The following is a 16,078-nucleotide window of genomic DNA, read 5'->3' as shown; positions in this document are numbered from 1 at the left end:
GTACGGAACCTGTCAACCCTTCTGAGACACGTTCTTGAGCAAACTACTGAGCCGGTTCGTCTTGTTCTCGGGCTTGTTGATCCAGGCGGTTTCGGGCAGTTTCGGCGGCTCGGGTGGCTTGCGGACGAACCGCTCGGGGCTGGCCTGGTAGGCGGCGTCCAGGACCCGCCCGCGGGCCTCGCGGATCGCGTGCGCGCGGCCGTAGTGGACGTCGGCGGGAGCATGTAGTCCGATCCCGAATGGCGGTGCTCGTGGGCGTACCAGCGGAAGAACCGGTCCGGTTCGGCTCGATCGAGGACGCCCGGGTGTTCTGCGAACTGCGCCTCGGAACAGGGGTTGTCATTGGCAGCAGTGCGGCCGGCGTGGGACTTGGTCACGCCCAGGTCGGCGAGCAGGAACGCCACCGGTTTGGAGGCCATCGAGGAGCCGCGCGGTAACCACAGCCACTATGTCGCCCTCCGCTCATGCGCTGGTTTCTTCGGATCTGCCAGGCTGGTCATGACCAGGTCGGCCAGGTGCCGGTACGCCTGTGCGGAGTCAAGCCCGGTAGCCTCCTGAATCGCACCCCGCTGGATGGAGCCCATCACTTCGGCCACCGCGGCTCCTACGAACGAAGCGTGCACTGGGCGGAGCACACCGACCTTGACTCCCTGGGTCACCAGGTCTTGGACCCGCCGGGCGGCGTACTGGGTGTTCTCCTGGTACACCTCGTTGGCCGGGCCGAAGTCGGCCAGGTCCGCAAAGAAGGTGGCCGACGCCGGCTGGAGCTCAGACGCCACCGACTCCAGATAGATCGCCAGTTGTTGCGCTGGATCAGCCGACGCTGCGACCCGGGCCTCGATGCGCTCCGCCCCGGTCTTGAAGTACGAGCGCACGGTCGCAACCACGATCTGCTCCTTGCTGGGCGCCACGGCGTACAGGGTGCTCCTCGAACACCGGAACCGTTCGGCCAGATCGCCGATGCTGAACGACGCGAACCCTTCGGCCAGGAACAACTCGCGGAGCTGACCCAACATCTTCTCGCGGCGAGTGCGAAACCTCTCATGCGATGGCATGGCACTGACTCTACGGCAGCGTGATCATGGCGAGTACTATAGCCGATATTGCAGTACTCATACCCGTACTCAGAGGATGTGCGATGCCAGCATCACGCGTCATGCCGACCAACGAGAGCGCCGATCTGATCGAGGTCGTCCGGAACCTCGCCGACAAGGAACTGGCACCCCGAGCCGCGCGGGCCGAGGCAGGCGAGGACTTCCCGCGCGACGTGTTCAAGACGCTCGGCGCGGTAGGCGTCCTCGGCCTGCCCTACCCCGAGGAGCACGGCGGCGGCGGTCAACCCTACGAGGTGTACGTACAGGTGCTCGAGGAGGTCGCGAGAGTCTGGTCCAGCGTCGCCGTGGGCACGAGCGTGCACGCCCTATCCTGCTTCGGGCTGGTCAACTACGGCACCGAACGGCAGCGGCAAGCCTGGCTGCCCGACATGCTCGGCGGACACCTGCTCGGCGCCTACTGCCTCAGCGAGCCGCACGCCGGCTCCGATCCCGCCGCCATCACCACCCGCGCCGTCCGCGACGGCGACGACTACGTACTCACCGGCGCGAAGGCTTGGACCACTCACGGTGGACACGCCGACTTTTACCAGGTTATAGCGCGCACGTCGGATGAGCGCACCGACATCTCCTGCTTCCTGGTCCCCGCGGAGACAGAGGGCCTGAGCGCGGACCCACCGGAGCGCAAGATGGGCCTCACCGGATCGGTGACCGCCACGGTGCGCCTGGACAATGTGCGGATTCCCGCCAGCCGCAGAATCGGTGCCGAGGGCGGCGGTCTCAAGATCGCGCTAGCCGCGCTCGACTCCGGTCGGCTAGGCATCGCCGCCATCGCCACCGGCCTGGCCCAAGGCGCCCTTGACGAGGCCGTGGCTTATGCCAAGAGTCGCACCACGTTCGGGAAGCCGATCGTCGAACACCAGGGCCTGGCGTTCCTGCTCGCCGACATGGAGGCAGCCGTCCAGACCGCCCGCGCGATGACCCTGCACGCCGCCCGCCTGAAAGACCAGGGCCTGCCCTTCAGCCGTGAAGCGTCCATCGCCAAGATGGTCGCCACCGACAACGCCATGCGGGTCACGACCGACGCCGTACAGGTCTTCGGCGGCTACGGCTACACCCGGGACTTCCCGGTCGAACGCTTTATGCGCGAAGCCAAGGTCATGCAGATCCTCGAAGGAACAAACCAGATCCAACGGATGGTCATCAGCCGCGCGCTTGCCCGCGGCACCACCGCGACGATCACCACCGTCAACAGGGAGAAGCACTGATGCAGGTAGCCGACACCGCAGCCATCGTCACCGGCGGGGCCTCCGGACTGGGCGCCGCGACCGCCGAAGCGCTGGCAAACAAGGGCGCGCGGGTCTTCGCACTCGACCTCGAGCAGAGCATCGACAAGGCCAACCGGATCGCCGGCGTGGAATACGTCGCCACCGACGTCACCAGCCCCGATGAGGTCCGAGCCGCCATCGCGACCGCCCGCGCCGGTTCCCCGTTGCGCACGGTCGTCAACTGCGCGGGCATCGGCCCATCCATGCGAATCCTTGGCAAGAATGGCGTCCACGACCTCGACCTCTACGCGCGCGTCGTGCAGATCAACCTCATCGGGTCCTTCAACGTCCTCGCCCTCGCCGCCGAAGCCATCGCCCGGACCGAGCCCGACGAGAACGGGCAGCGCGGCGTCATCATCAACACCGCCTCGGTCGCCGCCTACGAGGGCCAGGTCGGCCAGGCCGCGTACTCGTCGTCCAAGGGCGGCATCGTGGGCCTCACCCTTCCCGCCGCGCGCGACCTGGCCCAGTACGGCATCCGGGTCAACACCATCGCGCCGGGCATCGTCGAAACCCCGATGCTGGCAACCGTCTCCGAGGAGTTCCGCAAGAGTCTCGCTGCCGGCGTGCCGTTCCCTCGGCGCCTCGCCCGGCCCGACGAGTACGCCCAACTTGCGCTCGCGATCATCCACCACGACTACCTCAACGGCGAGGTCATCCGCATGGACGGCGCCCTCCGGATGGCACCACGCTGACCCCGCCTACCAACCGCCAAAGGGAGCAACCGTGACCAGCGAGGCAGTCATCGTCGAAGCCGTGCGCACCCGATCGGCAAGCGCGGCGGGAGCCTGTCCGGCGTCCACCCCGCCGACCTGTCCGCCACTGTGCTGAACGCGCTCAGCGACGGGGCCGGGATCGACCCAGCCGTCATGGACGACGTGATCTGGGGGTGCGTGGGCCAGGCCGGGGAACAGTCGTCAGACATCGCACGTACCTCCGTCCTGTCGGCCGGATGGCCGGAGCACATCCCGGGCGTCACCATCGACCGGCAGTGCGGGTCATCGCAGCAGGCCGTTTCCTTCGCTGCTGCCGAAGTAATAGCCGGCCAGTACGCGGGTCGACGATCTGGTGCTGTCGTTTGTCGGTTGAGGGGATCACACGGGGAGATCAGTGCGCACCTGGCTGAGGTGTACGCGCAGGACTTTTGGCAACCCGCTCAGACGGCGTTCTGTGAGTTTTGTCGGCTGCTACGAGCGATCAGCGGGGTCGTGAGGTCGGCGACCGTCGCCAATGCGGCCTCCAGGGTGGAGCGGGGATTCTTTGCTCCCCCAGATCGCAGCCACTCGCGGAGTACCTGGTTGTGGGCGGCGACAAAGGACGCGGCCGCGACATGGGCCGCGAGGGCGGCATCGGAGGTATTCGGCAGCCTGCCCCGCAGGTAGTCACTGAGAACCCGCTCGTACCTGGCGACGCTGGCGACCTCGCGGTCTCGAAGAGCCGCCACCTCGCGCGTCAGCCGATAGCGGGCGAGTGTCTGTTCTGGCGTCGCCATGAAGCTCTCGAAGATCAGCCTGGTCGCCTCGGCAACGGCGAAGACCGGCTCGGTATTAGCTGAGGCACCAAGGTACCAACGCACGCGGTCCAAGACCGAGTCGTGATCAGGAAAGATCACGTCTTCCTTCGAAGGGAAGTGCCGGAAGAACGTGCGCCGGGCGACGCCTGCGGCCCTCGTGATGTCGTCGATGGTCGTGCTCTCGTACCCCTGGACCGCGAAAAGCCTGAAGGCGGCTCGTGCCAGTCGATCCCGGATGGGCTCCCCTGCTGTCGCGGCGGCCGACGGAATGTTGGGGTACATGGTCGGACAGTATCACGCTCCGGATTGAGTGACAGATCACAGGCACGCCATGCTTGAGATCTGACACCGAGTGCCACTACGGTCTGATCTATGCCTGTGCTCCCGCCGGCCCGCAGCGAATCCGGGCTTCCCATCGACGCGGTCTACAACGAGTCTTCGCTGCAGGGCTTCAATCCGAAGGCCAAGCTGGGCATGCCGGGGGAGTTTCCCTTCACCCGCGGCGTCTACCCCACGATGTACACCGGCAGGCCGTGGACGATGCGCCAGTACGCGGGATTCGGCACGGCCAGGGAGTCCAACGAGCGCTACCACCAGCTGGTCAAGGCGGGCACGGGCGGCCTGTCCGTGGCCTTCGATCTACCGACGCAGATGGGCTACGACTCCGACGAGCCGATCGCGCACGGCGAGGTGGGCAAGGTCGGGGTGGCTATCGATTCCCTCGATGACATGCGGACGTTGTTCCGCGGGCTGCCATTGGACAAGGTCAGTACGTCGATGACCATCAACGCGCCGGCCTCGACGCTGCTGTTGCTCTACCAACTGGTCGCGGCGGAGGAGGGAGTCGCGGGGCACCAGCTCACGGGCACGATCCAGAACGATGTGCTCAAGGAGTACATCGCCCGGGGCACCTACATTTATCCGCCCAAGGAGTCCCTGCGGCTCATCAGCGACATCTTCGCCTACTGCCAGAAGGAAATCCCGCGCTGGAACACGATCTCCATCTCCGGCTACCACATGGCCGAGGCGGGGGCCACGCCGGTGCAGGAGATTGCCTTTACGCTGGCCAACGCCAAGGAGTACGTTCGCGCGGCCATCGCGGCCGGGCTCGATGTCGACGACTTCGCGCCGCGGCTGTCGTTCTTCTTCGTCGCCCGGACCACGCTGCTTGAGGAGGTGGCAAAGTTCCGCGCGGCGCGGCGGATCTGGGCGCGCATCATGCGGGAGGAGTTCGGCGCGAAGAACCCCAAGAGCCAGATGCTGCGCTTCCACACCCAGACCGCCGGCGTGCAGCTGACGGCCCAGCAGCCCGAGGTCAACCTGATGCGGGTGGCGCTGCAGGGGCTCGGGGCGGTGCTGGGCGGGACGCAGAGTCTGCACACGAACTCCTACGACGAGGCCATCGCACTTCCGACGGAGAAGGCTGCCCGCTTGGCGCTGCGCACGCAGCAGGTCATCGCCTACGAGACGGACGTCACCAAGACGGTCGACCCGTTCGCCGGGTCCTATGTCATCGAGGCGATGACCGATGACGTGGAGGCGGCCGCGGTGGAGCTCATCCAAGCTGTCGAAGACCGTGGGGGCACCGTGGCGGCGATCGAGCAGGGTTTCCAGAAGAGCGAGATCGAACGCTCGGCCTACCAGACCGCGCTCCAGATCGACCACGGCGAGCGGACGGTGGTGGGGGTGAACCGGTTCATTCTCGACGAGGAGGAGCCATACGAGCCCCTTCGGGTCGACCCCCAGATTGAGATCGACCAGCGTGCACGCCTCGCGGCGCTACGCAAGCAGCGTGACAACGACGCGGTCGGTCGAGCCCTAGATGACTTGCGCGCCGCGGCGTCGGGCCGCGACAACGTCCTTCTGCCGATGCGCGAGGCCCTGCGCCAGCGAGCGACGATCGGCGAGGTCAGCCATGCCCTGCGGGATGTGTGGGGCGTATACATCCCGCGCGACTCGTGGTGACGCGCCCACAACCGCCGACCAGCCGTCCTCCAGCCTTAGCAGACAAGGACAGCGATGACTACCGCGCTTAGCCTCCCCGCTCCACTGCCCGTGCTGGCCGAATCCGCACTCCCGAAAGTGCTGACACGTACCGGCGCCACGGTCGTCCTGGGTACGGCCTTGACCGCTCTCGCCGCTCAAGTTGTCGTACCCATCCCCGGCTCGCCGGTCCCGGTAACCGGCCAGACGTTCGCGGTCCTGTTCACCGCCGCCGCCCTCGGTCCGGCCCGGGGACTGGCCAGCCAGGTGCTCTACCTGGCGCTCGGCGCCGCAGGGCTGCCCGTCTTCACGCAGGGCGCTCACGGCGTGCATGTCCTGGTCGGCGCCACCGGCGGCTACCTCGTTGGTTTCCTGCTCGCGTCGCTGATCGCAGGCGCCGGCTCGCGTCGCGGCACCGACCGGACGGTGCTTCGCGAGCTGGCAGTCATGGCGCTGGCTTCGGCGGCGATCTACACGTGCGGGGTGACCTGGCTGGCCATCGTCACCGGCATGGGTCCGGCCAAGGCGGTCGCCGTCGGTGTGGCCCCCTTCCTCGTCGGCGACGCCCTCAAGGCGGCACTGGCGTCAAGCCTCCTCCCACCGGCCTGGAAGCTGGTCACCCGCCTCAACTCCACCGGGTCCGCGCGATGAGCGCGGAAACGGTCCCGGTGACGGAGACCGGGATCAACATCCACACCACCGCCGGGAAACTGGCGGACCTGGAGCGACGGGTCGACGGGGCGGTGCACGCCGGGTCGGCGCGGGCGGTCGAGAAGCAGCACGCGCGGGGCAAGAAGACCGCCCGGGAGCGGATCGAGATGCTGCTCGACGAGGGCTCCTTCGTCGAGCTGGACGAGTTCGCCCGGCACCGGTCCACCAACTTCGGGCTGGAGAAGACCCGCCCGTACGGGGACGGCGTGGTGACCGGCTACGGCACGGTGGACGGCCGGCAGGTCTGCGTCTTCGCGCAGGACTTCACGGTCTTCGGCGGCTCCCTCGGGGAGGTCTTCGGCGAGAAGATCGTCAAGGTGCTGGACCTGGCCATGAAGATCGGCTGCCCGGTCATCGGCATCAACGACTCCGGCGGCGCCCGCATCCAGGAGGGGGTCGCGTCCCTCGGCCTCTACGGCGAGATCTTCTTCCGCAACGTGCGGGCCAGCGGGGTCATCCCGCAGATCTCCCTCATCATGGGCCCGTGCGCGGGTGGCGCGGTCTACTCCCCGGCGGTCACCGACTTCACCGTGATGGTCGACCAGACCTCGCACATGTTCATCACCGGTCCCGACGTCATCAAGACGGTCACCGGCGAGGACGTGGGCATGGAGGAGCTGGGCGGCGCGCGGACCCACAACGCGCGCAGCGGCAACGCCCACTACCTGGGCGCCGACGAGGAGGACGCGATCGAGTACGTCAAGGCGCTGCTGTCGTACCTGCCGTCGAACAACCTGGACGAGCCGCCCGTCTACGACGCCCCGGCCGACCTGGCCGTCACCGACGCCGACCGGGAGCTGGACACGCTGATCCCGGACTCGGCCAACCAGCCGTACGACATGCACCGGGTGATCGAGCACGTCCTGGACGAGGGCGAGTTCCTGGAGGTCCAGCCGCTGTACGCGCAGAACATCGTGGTCGGCTTCGGCCGGGTCGAGGGCCGCCCGGTGGGCGTGGTCGCCAACCAGCCGCTGCAGTTCGCCGGCACCCTCGACATCGCCGCCTCGGAGAAGGCGGCCCGGTTCGTCCGGACCTGCGACGCGTTCAACATCCCCGTACTGACCTTCGTGGACGTTCCCGGCTTCCTCCCCGGCACCGGGCAGGAGTGGGACGGCATCATCCGGCGCGGCGCGAAGCTGATCTACGCGTACGCCGAGGCCACCGTCCCGAAGGTCACCGTGATCACCCGGAAGGCGTACGGCGGGGCGTACGACGTGATGGGCTCCAAGCACCTCGGCGCCGACCTGAACTTCGCCTGGCCGACCGCGCAGATCGCGGTGATGGGCGCACAGGGCGCGGTGAACATCCTCTACCGGCAGGAACTGGCGAACGCCGAGGACCCGGCAACCGTCCGCGCCGAGCTGATCGCCGAGTACGAGGACACCCTCGCCAACCCGTACATCGCCGCCGAACGCGGCTACGTCGACGCGGTCATCCCCCCACACGAAACCCGCACCCAAATGGTCCGCGCCCTGCGCGTCCTGCGCAGCAAGCGCGAGACGTTGCCGCCGAAGAAGCACGGGAACATTCCGCTGTGATGGGCACCGATTTGCAGCGGGATGCCGCATCTGCGCGGCCGATCGCCCTGGTGCGCGGCGGCGCCACTCCCGAAGAGCTCGCCATTGTGATGGTCGTGCTCGCGCGTGCCGCATGCTCCACCACGGCGAACGACCTGACCCCGCGCCGTACCTCCGTCTGGGCCGAACGCGCACGCCTGGCGCGCCAACCATTGGCGCACGCACCCGGCGCCTGGCGCAGCTTGGCCCTGCCCCGCTGACCCGAAACGGAGACACACGGATGCTGAATCTTCTGCGCAGCCATGTCATCGTTGGGTCACCCACCCGCGTCGACAGGGCCACGCCTCGGCCAGACCGGCAAGCCTGCACCTCGCCGACCCCGAAGCCGCCAACACCTCCATCGCAGCGGGTGAACTCTTCCCCGATGCCCACTGCCGACACGAAGGACGGGTATGTGCACGGCCTTCACCTGGGCGCCAGCCTCGCGGCAACCGCTGAAACCGTCGGGCGACCCAGCCTGGACCCTGACTACGCCATGGAGCCACCATGCTGAAGAAGGTGTTGATTGCAAACCGGGGCGAGATCGCCGTTCGCATCGCCCGTGCGTGCAAGGACACCGGTGTCGGTTCAGTCGCCGTCTATGCAGATCCTGACCGTGACGCGTTGCACGTCAAGGTCGCCGACGAGGCCTACGCCATCGGCGGAGCGACTCCCGCAGAGTCCTATCTTGTGCAGGACAAGCTGCTCGACGTCGCCCGGAAGGCGGGCGCGGACGCGGTCCACCCGGGCTACGGGTTCCTCGCGGAGAACGCCTCGTTCGCCAGGGCTGTCATCGACGCCGGGCTCACCTGGATCGGTCCCTCCCCGGAGGCCATCGACGCGTTGGGCGACAAGGTTAAGGCGCGGCACATCGCGGCCCGCGCCAACGCTCCCCTCGTGCCCGGCACGCCCGACCCGGTCGCCGACGCCGAGGAGGTCGTAGCCTTCGCCAAGGATCACGGCCTGCCCGTCGCCATCAAGGCCGCCTACGGCGGGGGTGGGCGCGGTCTGAAGGTCGCGCGCACCCTGGAGGAGATCCCGGCGCTGTTCGAGTCTGCTACGCGCGAGGCGGTGGCGGCGTTCGGACGTGGTGAGTGTTTCGTCGAGCGATACCTGGACAAGCCCCGCCACGTCGAGACCCAGTGCCTCGCCGACACCCACGGCAACGTCGTGGTCGTCTCCACCCGCGACTGCTCGCTGCAGCGCCGCCACCAGAAGCTCGTCGAGGAGGCGCCCGCCCCGTTCCTGACCGACGAGCAGAACGCCGAGCTGGTCCGCGCATCCAAGGCCATCCTGAAGGAGGCCGGCTACCACGGGGCCGGGACGTGCGAGTTCCTCATCGGGCAGGACAGCACGATCTCCTTCCTCGAGGTCAACACCCGCCTGCAGGTCGAGCACCCGGTCACCGAGGAGGTCACCGGCATCGACCTCGTGCGTGAGCAGTTCCGCATCGCCAACGGTGAGCCACTCGGCTACGACGACCCCACCCCGACGCGGCACTCCATCGAGTTCCGGATCAACGGCGAGGACGCCGGCCGAGGCTTCCTGCCCGCACCAGGCTTCATCACCCAGTTTCGTCCTCCGAGCGGCCCCGGGGTGCGATTCGACTCCGGTATCGAGGCCGGCCACATCGTCGGCGGAGCCTTCGACTCGATGCTGGCCAAGCTGATCGTCACCGGCCGGAACCGCAACGAGGCCTTGGAGCGCTCGCGTCGCGCGCTGGCCGAGTTCGTCGTCGACGGCATACCCACCGTGATCCCGTTCCACCGCGCGGTGATCACCGACGAGGCATTCGCCCCGACCGACCCGGCCCAACCGTTTTCCGTCCACACCCGGTGGATCGAGACCGAGTGGCACAACACCGTCGAGCCGTACTCCGGCTCGGTCGCCGAAGCGAAGCACAACGACGGCGAGCGGCAGACCATCGTCATCGAGGTCGACGGCAAACGGATCGAGGTCGCACTGCCAGGGGACCTGGCCCTGGGCGGCGGCACCGCGAAAAAGAAGGCACCCAAGCGCTCCAGCAGCAGCAAACGGAGCGCCGCCGTTTCCGGCGACGCACTCACCGCACCCATGCAGGGAACCATCGTCAAGATCGCAGTGAAGGAAGGTCAGACCGTTGAAGTCGGCGAGCTGGTCGCGGTCCTGGAGGCCATGAAGATGGAGCAGCCCATCAACGCCCACAAGTCCGGCACCATCACAGGCATCGCCGCCGCCGTCGGCGATACCGTCCCCCACGGCGCCGTCATCGTCGAGATCAAGGAGACGGGGATCTGACGCGCGAGCACGTCATTCCGGCAGCAATAGAACGTCATCGTGTCGCACGACGTCCTGCCATGGCGGGTTCGCCTGTGGCGGCGGGCCCGTCCCGGGGTTACCGACGACTCACAGCGACGGAATGCCGGTCGGGGCCGGGAGTGCGCCACGATGACGGTGGTCCCGGCAAACCGTAGATTTCTTGGTGCAGCCCGAACTTGGAGGGGACGCTGTTGCCAAATTCGTTCAGGCGGCGAGGGTGTAGTCGAGGCGAAGTGTCCGCGGTTCTTGATGACCTTTCGGATCTGGTAGTTGAACGACTCGATCGCGTTGGTGGTGTAGATGATCTTCCTGATCTCGGGTGGGAAGGCGAGGAACGGGGTGAACCTGTCCCAGGCCCGTTCCCAGACGGCGACGGCGGCGGGGTGGCGCTCACCGAGTGGGCTGTCGGCGAAGGCGAGCAGCGCGGTCTCGGCGGCCTCCACCGTCGGGGCGGTGTAGATCTCCTTGAGCGCGGCGGCCATTGCCCGACGGTCCTTGTAGGACACGAACGTCATCGCGGCGCGGATCAGGTGCACGACACACGTCTGGACCGTGGTGTGGGGCCACACCGCTTCGATCGCCTCGGGCAGGCCGGTCAGCCCGTCGCAGCAGGCGATGAGCACATCCCGCACACCACGGTTACGCAGTTCGGTGCGCGGAGATCATCGACTGCCCGCGGAGGTAGGCGCGGCTGGCGCTGGCTCAGGAGGCGGCGAGGTACCGCTCGGCGCCGAGGGCGGCGGCGTAGCCGGTGCTGGCGGCAGTGCTGGCTTGCCGGTAGGTGTGGTCGACAAGGTTGCTGGCGGCGAAGATGCCGGGCAGGTTGGTGCGTGTGCTGGTGTTCGACTCTGACGTAGCCCTCGAGGTCGAGGTCGACCTGGCCGTGAGACAGCTGCTGCGGGTCGTGGCCGATGGCGACGAACACTCCGGTGACGTCCAGGGCCCGTTGGCCGCCGCGGTGGATGTCTCGGATACGTACGCCGGTGACTACGCGGTCGTCGCCGATGATTCCTCGAGGATTTCTCAGGGGGTGGGCGGTTGGTGTGCATTCGGGATACCCCGCCCAGCCGTGGATCCATTTCGGCCGGACTTGTCTCCTTGGGGGCGTTTCGCTAGCTGTGGCGGACGTCGCGCGGCCGCCAGTTGGAGCCTTGTTAGGTATGCCTTATCTTACTTGGGTGCCCGTTGCCCGTGATTCCTTCGTGCCGGCAGGCCGGTCCGGCGGCGTGGTGTCGCGTCGGTCGGCCGTGCTGGCGGCGCTGCTGTTGGCCGCTGTGGTTGCGGCATTTCTCAGCGTGACGGTCGGCTCGAAGAGCGTGCCGATGGCTGATGTGTTCGCGGCGCTGCGTGGGGGCCGTTCGGGCGACGCGCTGGTGGTCTCGGCACTGCGCTTCCCCCGGACGTTGCTGGGTCTGCTGGTCGGGTTGGCGTTGGGACTGGCCGGGGCACTCGCGCAGGAGTTGACCCGAAATCCGTTGGCCGATCCGGGCTTGCTGGGTATCTCGGCCGGGGCGGCAGTGGCGGTGGCGGCAGGCATCGGAGTGTTTGGGTTCACGTCGCCGTACGAGTACGTGTGGTTCGCCTTCGCCGGTGCGGCCTGCGCCGGAGCTTTGGTCTACGTGATCGGCGGGGCGGGGCGGGGCTCGGCGCGCAGCGGTGGCGCGTCGCCGGTGAAACTCGCGCTGGCGGGGGCTGCGGTCACGGCTCTGCTCGGCAGTTTCACCTACGCGTTGGTGCTGCTCGATGTGCGTACCTTGGACGAGTACCGGTTCTGGGCGGTGGGATCTCTGGCTGGCCGTGACGCCGCGCTCGCCGGCCAGTTGAGTCCGTTCGTCCTTGTCGGTGGGGTCTTGGCGGTGGCGCTCGTCCCGCGGCTCAATGCTTTGGCGCTCGGTGATGACGTGGCCAGCGGGCTTGGCGTCCAGGTCGGTACGACGCGGCTGCTGGGTGCTGCCTCGGTCATCTTGTTGACCGGTGCGGCGGTGGCGGCGGCCGGGCCGGTGACATTTGTGGGCCTGGTGGTTCCGCATGTGGTGCGGGCGTTCACCGGTCCTGATTTGCGGTGGCTGCTGCCGTGTTCGGCGCTTGGCGGTGCGGTGCTGCTGCTGTCTGCCGATACGTTGGGGCGGATTCTGGACCATCCCGGTGAGGTTCAGGCGGGTGTCGTGACCGCCCTCGTCGGGGCGCCGTTCCTTATCGTGCTGGTCAAGCGCGGCGTACTGCGCGAGCACACCCGGTGACTGGTCTTCGTTTGCGTGACGTGCCGGTCGCGCGGCGGCCTGCCCGGCCGGGCCGGCTGTATCGGTCCGCTGGGCGGATCGGGTGGCAGTTCGGTCCGGTCGGCGGCGTGCTGCGGCCCCGGGTGTGGGCGGTGTTGGCCGCAGTTCTGGCCGTTGTTGCTGGCGGCGTCGTGGCCTCGCTGTCGCTGGGCGAGTTTCCGATCCCGGTACGCGATGTCGTGGCTGCCCTGACTGGTGCCGGTAGTGCGGACGCCGCGCTGATCGTGGTGGAGCTGCGGCTGCCGCGGGCGCTCACCGGTCTGCTGGTCGGCTGCGCGTTCGGTCTGGCCGGGGCGCTGTTTCAGGCGCTGACCCGTAACCCGTTGGCGAGCCCAGATCTGATCGGTGTGTCGGCGGGGGCCAGTGCGGGTGGGGTCGGTGCGATCTTGCTGGGTGGCGTCGCGGCAGCGGGGGCCGGTTCGTATGCGGTGGTGCCGGTGGGGGCGCTGTTGGGGGCACTGGCCGCAGCCGGGTTCATCTACGTGATGGCGTTCCGGGCGGGCACGATCACGGGGTACCGGTTCGTGCTGGTCGGTCTGGGTGTGCACGGCGCGCTCCAGGCGCTGACCGCATGGCTGCTGGCACGGGCCGACATCGATCAGGCGTCGCGGGCGATGGTGTGGTTGACCGGCAGCCTCAACGGGCGCGGGTTCGAGCACGCCGGGTGGGTGGGCCTCGCGCTGCTGGTTCTGGTGCCTGTCATGGTCGGGTTGATCCGGCCGTACCAGTTGGCGCAGTACGACGACGACACCGCGCGAGTGTTGGGGCTGCCGGTCGACCGGGCGCGGATGGTGCTGCTCGTGGCCGGGGTGGGGCTGGCGGCGGTGGCCACGGCGGCGGCAGGACCGGTGGCGTTCGTGGCGCTGGCCGCGCCGCAGATCGCCCGGCGGCTGACCGGAAGCGCGAGCCTGCCGATCCTCACCAGCGGCTGCGTCGGCGCCGCGCTCCTGCTGGGCGCGGACCTGCTCGCCCGGCTGGTGTTCGCGCCGATCGAGCTGCCGGTCGGTGTCGTCACTGGGACCGTTGGCGCGCCGTATCTGATGTGGTTGCTAGCTCGGGCGCACCGGGCCGGAACGGGAGGCTGAGCATGACGGCGGTGCGAGGCAGTCATTTGCGCCTGGCCTACGGCGACCACATCGTGGCCGATGGCCTCGATCTGGACATGCCGGCGGGCCGCGTCAGCGTTTTGGTCGGCCCTAACGCGTGCGGCAAGTCCACCGCGCTGCGGGCCTTGGCCCGGCTGTTGGTTCCCACTCGCGGAGCGGTCTACCTGGGCGAGGATCCGATCGGCGACCTTGCCGGGCGGGAGCTGGCCCGCCGGCTCGCGCTGCTGCCCCAGGCGCCGATCGCTCCGGACGGCATCACCGTTCGGGACCTGGTGGCTCGGGGCCGCACGCCGCATCAACGGTGGTGGCGGCAGTGGTCGCGGGCCGACGAGGATGTCGTTGACGATGCGTTGCGGGCCACCGGTGCGATGGAGCTGGCCGACCGGGTACTCGACGAGCTGTCCGGTGGGCAGCGGCAACGGGTGTGGATCGCGATGGCGCTGGCCCAGGACACCCCGGTGCTGCTGCTGGACGAGCCGACAACCTACCTCGATCTGGCTTATCAGGTCGATGTCCTGGAGCTGGTCCGGGAGCTGAACGACCGGAGGGGCACCACCGTGGTGATGGTCTTGCATGACCTCAACCAGGCCTGCCGGTACGCCGACCATCTGGTCGCGATGCGCGATGGCGCCGTCGTCGCCGCCGGGCCCCCGGCGGAGGCGGTAACCCCGGCGCTGGTCCGGGAGGTGTTCGGCCTGGATTGTCGCATCATCACGTGCCCGGTAGCCGGCACGCCGATCGTCATACCGGAAGGACGCCGGGTCAGGGCGTGAGGGTCTGAATCGACGCCGACACCGCGACGGGTGCTCTCCTCGACACTGTTGAGCGGGTGTGTCCATGAGCCGGATCCGCTGCCGCACTGAGGCGGGCATGCCGGTGAGCAGTCTCTGGGCGCGGGCCAGGCGTCGAGGCGGCCCAGCACCTGGCTGTTGTGGAACAGTGCGGTCATCAACCGGTCGGCGGCATCCACGCCCAACGCACGGGGACCACGCCGCACCAGCTGGCCGGCGCCGTTCAGCAGCGGCACGAGCAGGTGTATTCCGTGGGTGACGCGCTCGGCGGCGGATCGGTCTATGACGATGGCGCGCGCCGCGTCGGTGAGGCAGGCGTGTCAACTCAGCGGCGCCGAATCGGACGGTCAGCCCGTCCGGGTCCAGGCACAAAGGATAGGCTAAGCTAATCTCCCCCGGTAAGGGCACCCTAACTTATCCGATGAGGAGAGTTCATGCTGCAGTTCGCGCGCCGCTACTCGGCGGTCGCCAGGATCGCGGTCGGCTTGACAGCAGCGCTGAGCTTGGCTGTCGGGCTGTCGGCCTGCACCCCGGCTACGGACGCCACCCCAACCGCGGGCGTTGATGCTACGGCGGGCTTCCCCCGTAGCATCACCCACGACAAGGGCACCACCGAGATCAAGACGAAGCCGCAGCGGATCGTCGCTCTCGACAACAGCCTCGTCGAGGCCGTCGTGCTCCTGGAACGTCCGCTGGTCGGCGGCATCGCCAGCTACCGCAACCAGAAGACCTTCCCCGAGTACCTCGGCGACGCCGTCAAGGACACCAAGGACATCGGTCCGCTGGACAACCCGAACCTCGAACTCATCGCCTCACTCAAGCCGGACCTGATCGTCTCGGCCACCGTGCGGCACGACGTCCTCTACGACAAGCTTTCCAAGATCGCGCCGACCGTGTTCGTGAAGACCACCGGCCCGATCTGGAAGGACAACATCACCCTCCTCGGCAAGGCCCTTGGGGAGGAAGCGAAAGCAGCCAGCAAGCTCGCCGAGTATGAGGCCCGCGCGAAGCAGATCGGCGCCGCCATCAACGCGAAGGCGGGCGAGCCGACAGTGTCGGTCGTGCGGTTCGTCGACGGCCCCACCCGCCTGATGGCGCACGCGTCGTTCATCGGCATCGTCCTCAACGACGCCGGCCTCAAGCGCCCGGCGTCGCAGGACAAGGACACCTTCGCCGAGGAGATCAGCGAGGAGCAGATCGAGCTGGCCGACGCCGACCACGTCTTCGTGACCGTCTACGCCGGCGGCTCCGACCGCAAGGCCAAGTTCCAGGCCAACCCGCTGTGGCAGCGGCTCAAGGCCGTCCAAGCCGGACGGGTGTACGAGGTCAAGGACGAGTTGTGGATGACCTCGGTGTCGGCGCAGGGGGCGCACTTCGTGCTCGACGACCTCGCCAAGGCCTTCGGAGTCGACGCGGCGAAGTAACACCACGTCTCACGCGTGCGGGCTCCCACGACCGGGG

Annotated in this window: 13 protein-coding genes and 4 pseudogenes; 12 read left to right on the top strand and 5 right to left on the bottom strand. The window is 68.2% G+C overall.

Translation table 11 applies throughout. From position 1 onward, the window contains the following. Positions 1-12: 12 nt before the first annotated feature. Together JD77_RS34465 and JD77_RS29665 are read right to left on the bottom strand one after the other, a co-directional pair. Positions 13-431 (bottom strand): annotated as a pseudogene (locus JD77_RS34465) (hypothetical protein); the annotation flags it as partial. Positions 432-446: 15 nt separating this feature from the next. Continuing rightward, entirely contained in the window at positions 447-1,055 is a 609-nt protein-coding gene (locus JD77_RS29665; RefSeq protein WP_145777130.1) for a TetR/AcrR family transcriptional regulator, read from the bottom strand. A gap of 83 nt (positions 1,056-1,138) precedes the next feature. On the opposite strand from JD77_RS29665, the gene JD77_RS29660 reads away from it, so the two are divergent. From JD77_RS29660 to JD77_RS29650, 3 genes and pseudogenes are all read left to right on the top strand, one after another. Further along, positions 1,139-2,320: an acyl-CoA dehydrogenase family protein gene (locus JD77_RS29660; protein ID WP_145777129.1), complete on the top strand. Its 1,182-nt coding sequence runs from the start codon at positions 1,139-1,141 to the stop codon at positions 2,318-2,320. Further along, a complete protein-coding gene (locus JD77_RS29655; RefSeq protein WP_145777128.1) occupies positions 2,320-3,075 on the top strand; it encodes an SDR family NAD(P)-dependent oxidoreductase in 756 nt (251 codons plus the stop codon). The genes JD77_RS29660 and JD77_RS29655 overlap by 1 nt, the downstream gene beginning before the upstream one ends. Before the next feature lie 31 nt (positions 3,076-3,106). Further along, a pseudogene (locus JD77_RS29650) lies at positions 3,107-3,429 on the top strand (thiolase family protein); the annotation flags it as partial. Between the two features lie 107 nt (positions 3,430-3,536). On the opposite strand, the gene JD77_RS29645 reads toward JD77_RS29650, so the two are convergent. After that, on the bottom strand, positions 3,537-4,175 hold the full coding sequence (locus JD77_RS29645) for a TetR family transcriptional regulator (RefSeq protein ID WP_145777127.1): 639 nt from the start codon (positions 4,173-4,175) through the stop codon (positions 3,537-3,539). Between the two features lie 90 nt (positions 4,176-4,265). Between JD77_RS29645 and JD77_RS29640 the strand changes: the two genes are divergently transcribed. The 5 genes from JD77_RS29640 (at position 4,266) to JD77_RS29620 (ending at position 10,420) form a co-directional block, all read left to right on the top strand. Continuing rightward, positions 4,266-5,858 carry an acyl-CoA mutase large subunit family protein gene (locus JD77_RS29640; RefSeq protein ID WP_145777126.1) on the top strand — a complete coding sequence of 531 codons (1,593 nt, stop codon included), beginning with the start codon at positions 4,266-4,268 and terminating at the stop codon, positions 5,856-5,858. Positions 5,859-5,975: 117 nt separating this feature from the next. Continuing rightward, positions 5,976-6,527: a biotin transporter BioY gene (locus JD77_RS29635; RefSeq protein ID WP_211372742.1), complete on the top strand. Its 552-nt coding sequence runs from the start codon at positions 5,976-5,978 to the stop codon at positions 6,525-6,527. Beyond that, positions 6,524-8,125 carry an acyl-CoA carboxylase subunit beta gene (locus JD77_RS29630; RefSeq protein WP_145777124.1) on the top strand — a complete coding sequence of 534 codons (1,602 nt, stop codon included), beginning with the start codon at positions 6,524-6,526 and terminating at the stop codon, positions 8,123-8,125. Before JD77_RS29635 ends, JD77_RS29630 begins: the two co-directional genes overlap by 4 nt. Next, complete coding sequence (locus JD77_RS29625; RefSeq protein ID WP_170286663.1) at positions 8,125-8,364, top strand: acyl-CoA carboxylase subunit epsilon; 240 nt, start codon at positions 8,125-8,127, stop codon at positions 8,362-8,364. Before JD77_RS29630 ends, JD77_RS29625 begins: the two co-directional genes overlap by 1 nt. Positions 8,365-8,653: 289 nt before the next feature. Then, on the top strand, positions 8,654-10,420 hold the full coding sequence (locus JD77_RS29620; RefSeq protein WP_211372873.1) for an acetyl/propionyl/methylcrotonyl-CoA carboxylase subunit alpha: 1,767 nt from the start codon (positions 8,654-8,656) through the stop codon (positions 10,418-10,420). A gap of 245 nt (positions 10,421-10,665) precedes the next feature. Here the strand turns inward: JD77_RS29620 and JD77_RS29615 are convergent. Beyond that, positions 10,666-11,091 (bottom strand): annotated as a pseudogene (locus tag JD77_RS29615) (IS256 family transposase); the annotation flags it as partial. 52 nt (positions 11,092-11,143) lie between these two features. Next, a pseudogene (locus tag JD77_RS35290) lies at positions 11,144-11,450 on the bottom strand (NAD(P)/FAD-dependent oxidoreductase); the annotation flags it as partial. A 250-nt stretch (positions 11,451-11,700) separates the two neighbouring features. On the opposite strand from JD77_RS35290, the gene JD77_RS29610 reads away from it, so the two are divergent. From JD77_RS29610 to JD77_RS29595, 4 genes are all read left to right on the top strand, one after another. After that, complete coding sequence (locus JD77_RS29610; RefSeq protein WP_211372872.1) at positions 11,701-12,681, top strand: FecCD family ABC transporter permease; 981 nt, start codon at positions 11,701-11,703, stop codon at positions 12,679-12,681. Further along, on the top strand, positions 12,678-13,805 hold the full coding sequence (locus JD77_RS29605; protein ID WP_246141098.1) for a FecCD family ABC transporter permease: 1,128 nt from the start codon (positions 12,678-12,680) through the stop codon (positions 13,803-13,805). Before JD77_RS29610 ends, JD77_RS29605 begins: the two co-directional genes overlap by 4 nt. A 2-nt stretch (positions 13,806-13,807) precedes the next feature. After that, positions 13,808-14,599: an ABC transporter ATP-binding protein gene (locus tag JD77_RS29600; protein WP_145777120.1), complete on the top strand. Its 792-nt coding sequence runs from the start codon at positions 13,808-13,810 to the stop codon at positions 14,597-14,599. A 452-nt stretch (positions 14,600-15,051) separates the two neighbouring features. Further along, on the top strand, positions 15,052-16,041 hold the full coding sequence (locus JD77_RS29595; protein ID WP_145777119.1) for an ABC transporter substrate-binding protein: 990 nt from the start codon (positions 15,052-15,054) through the stop codon (positions 16,039-16,041). The last annotated feature ends 37 nt before the right edge of the window (positions 16,042-16,078 follow it).

Source organism: Micromonospora olivasterospora, from assembly GCF_007830265.1.
GTDB classification, from domain to species: Bacteria; Actinomycetota; Actinomycetes; order Mycobacteriales; family Micromonosporaceae; genus Micromonospora; species Micromonospora olivasterospora.
This window is presented reverse-complemented; position numbering and strand designations above follow the sequence as displayed.

Coding starts and splice junctions, on each gene's coding strand:
- JD77_RS29665 (WP_145777130.1), bottom strand. CDS start 1,055: ATGCCATCGCATGAGAGGTTTCGCACTCGCCGCGAGAAGATGTTGGGT.
- JD77_RS29660 (WP_145777129.1), top strand. CDS start 1,139: ATGCCAGCATCACGCGTCATGCCGACCAACGAGAGCGCCGATCTGATC.
- JD77_RS29655 (WP_145777128.1), top strand. CDS start 2,320: ATGCAGGTAGCCGACACCGCAGCCATCGTCACCGGCGGGGCCTCCGGA.
- JD77_RS29645 (WP_145777127.1), bottom strand. CDS start 4,175: ATGTACCCCAACATTCCGTCGGCCGCCGCGACAGCAGGGGAGCCCATC.
- JD77_RS29640 (WP_145777126.1), top strand. CDS start 4,266: ATGCCTGTGCTCCCGCCGGCCCGCAGCGAATCCGGGCTTCCCATCGAC.
- JD77_RS29630 (WP_145777124.1), top strand. CDS start 6,524: ATGAGCGCGGAAACGGTCCCGGTGACGGAGACCGGGATCAACATCCAC.
- JD77_RS29625 (WP_170286663.1), top strand. CDS start 8,125: ATGGGCACCGATTTGCAGCGGGATGCCGCATCTGCGCGGCCGATCGCC.
- JD77_RS29600 (WP_145777120.1), top strand. CDS start 13,808: ATGACGGCGGTGCGAGGCAGTCATTTGCGCCTGGCCTACGGCGACCAC.
- JD77_RS29595 (WP_145777119.1), top strand. CDS start 15,052: ATGCTGCAGTTCGCGCGCCGCTACTCGGCGGTCGCCAGGATCGCGGTC.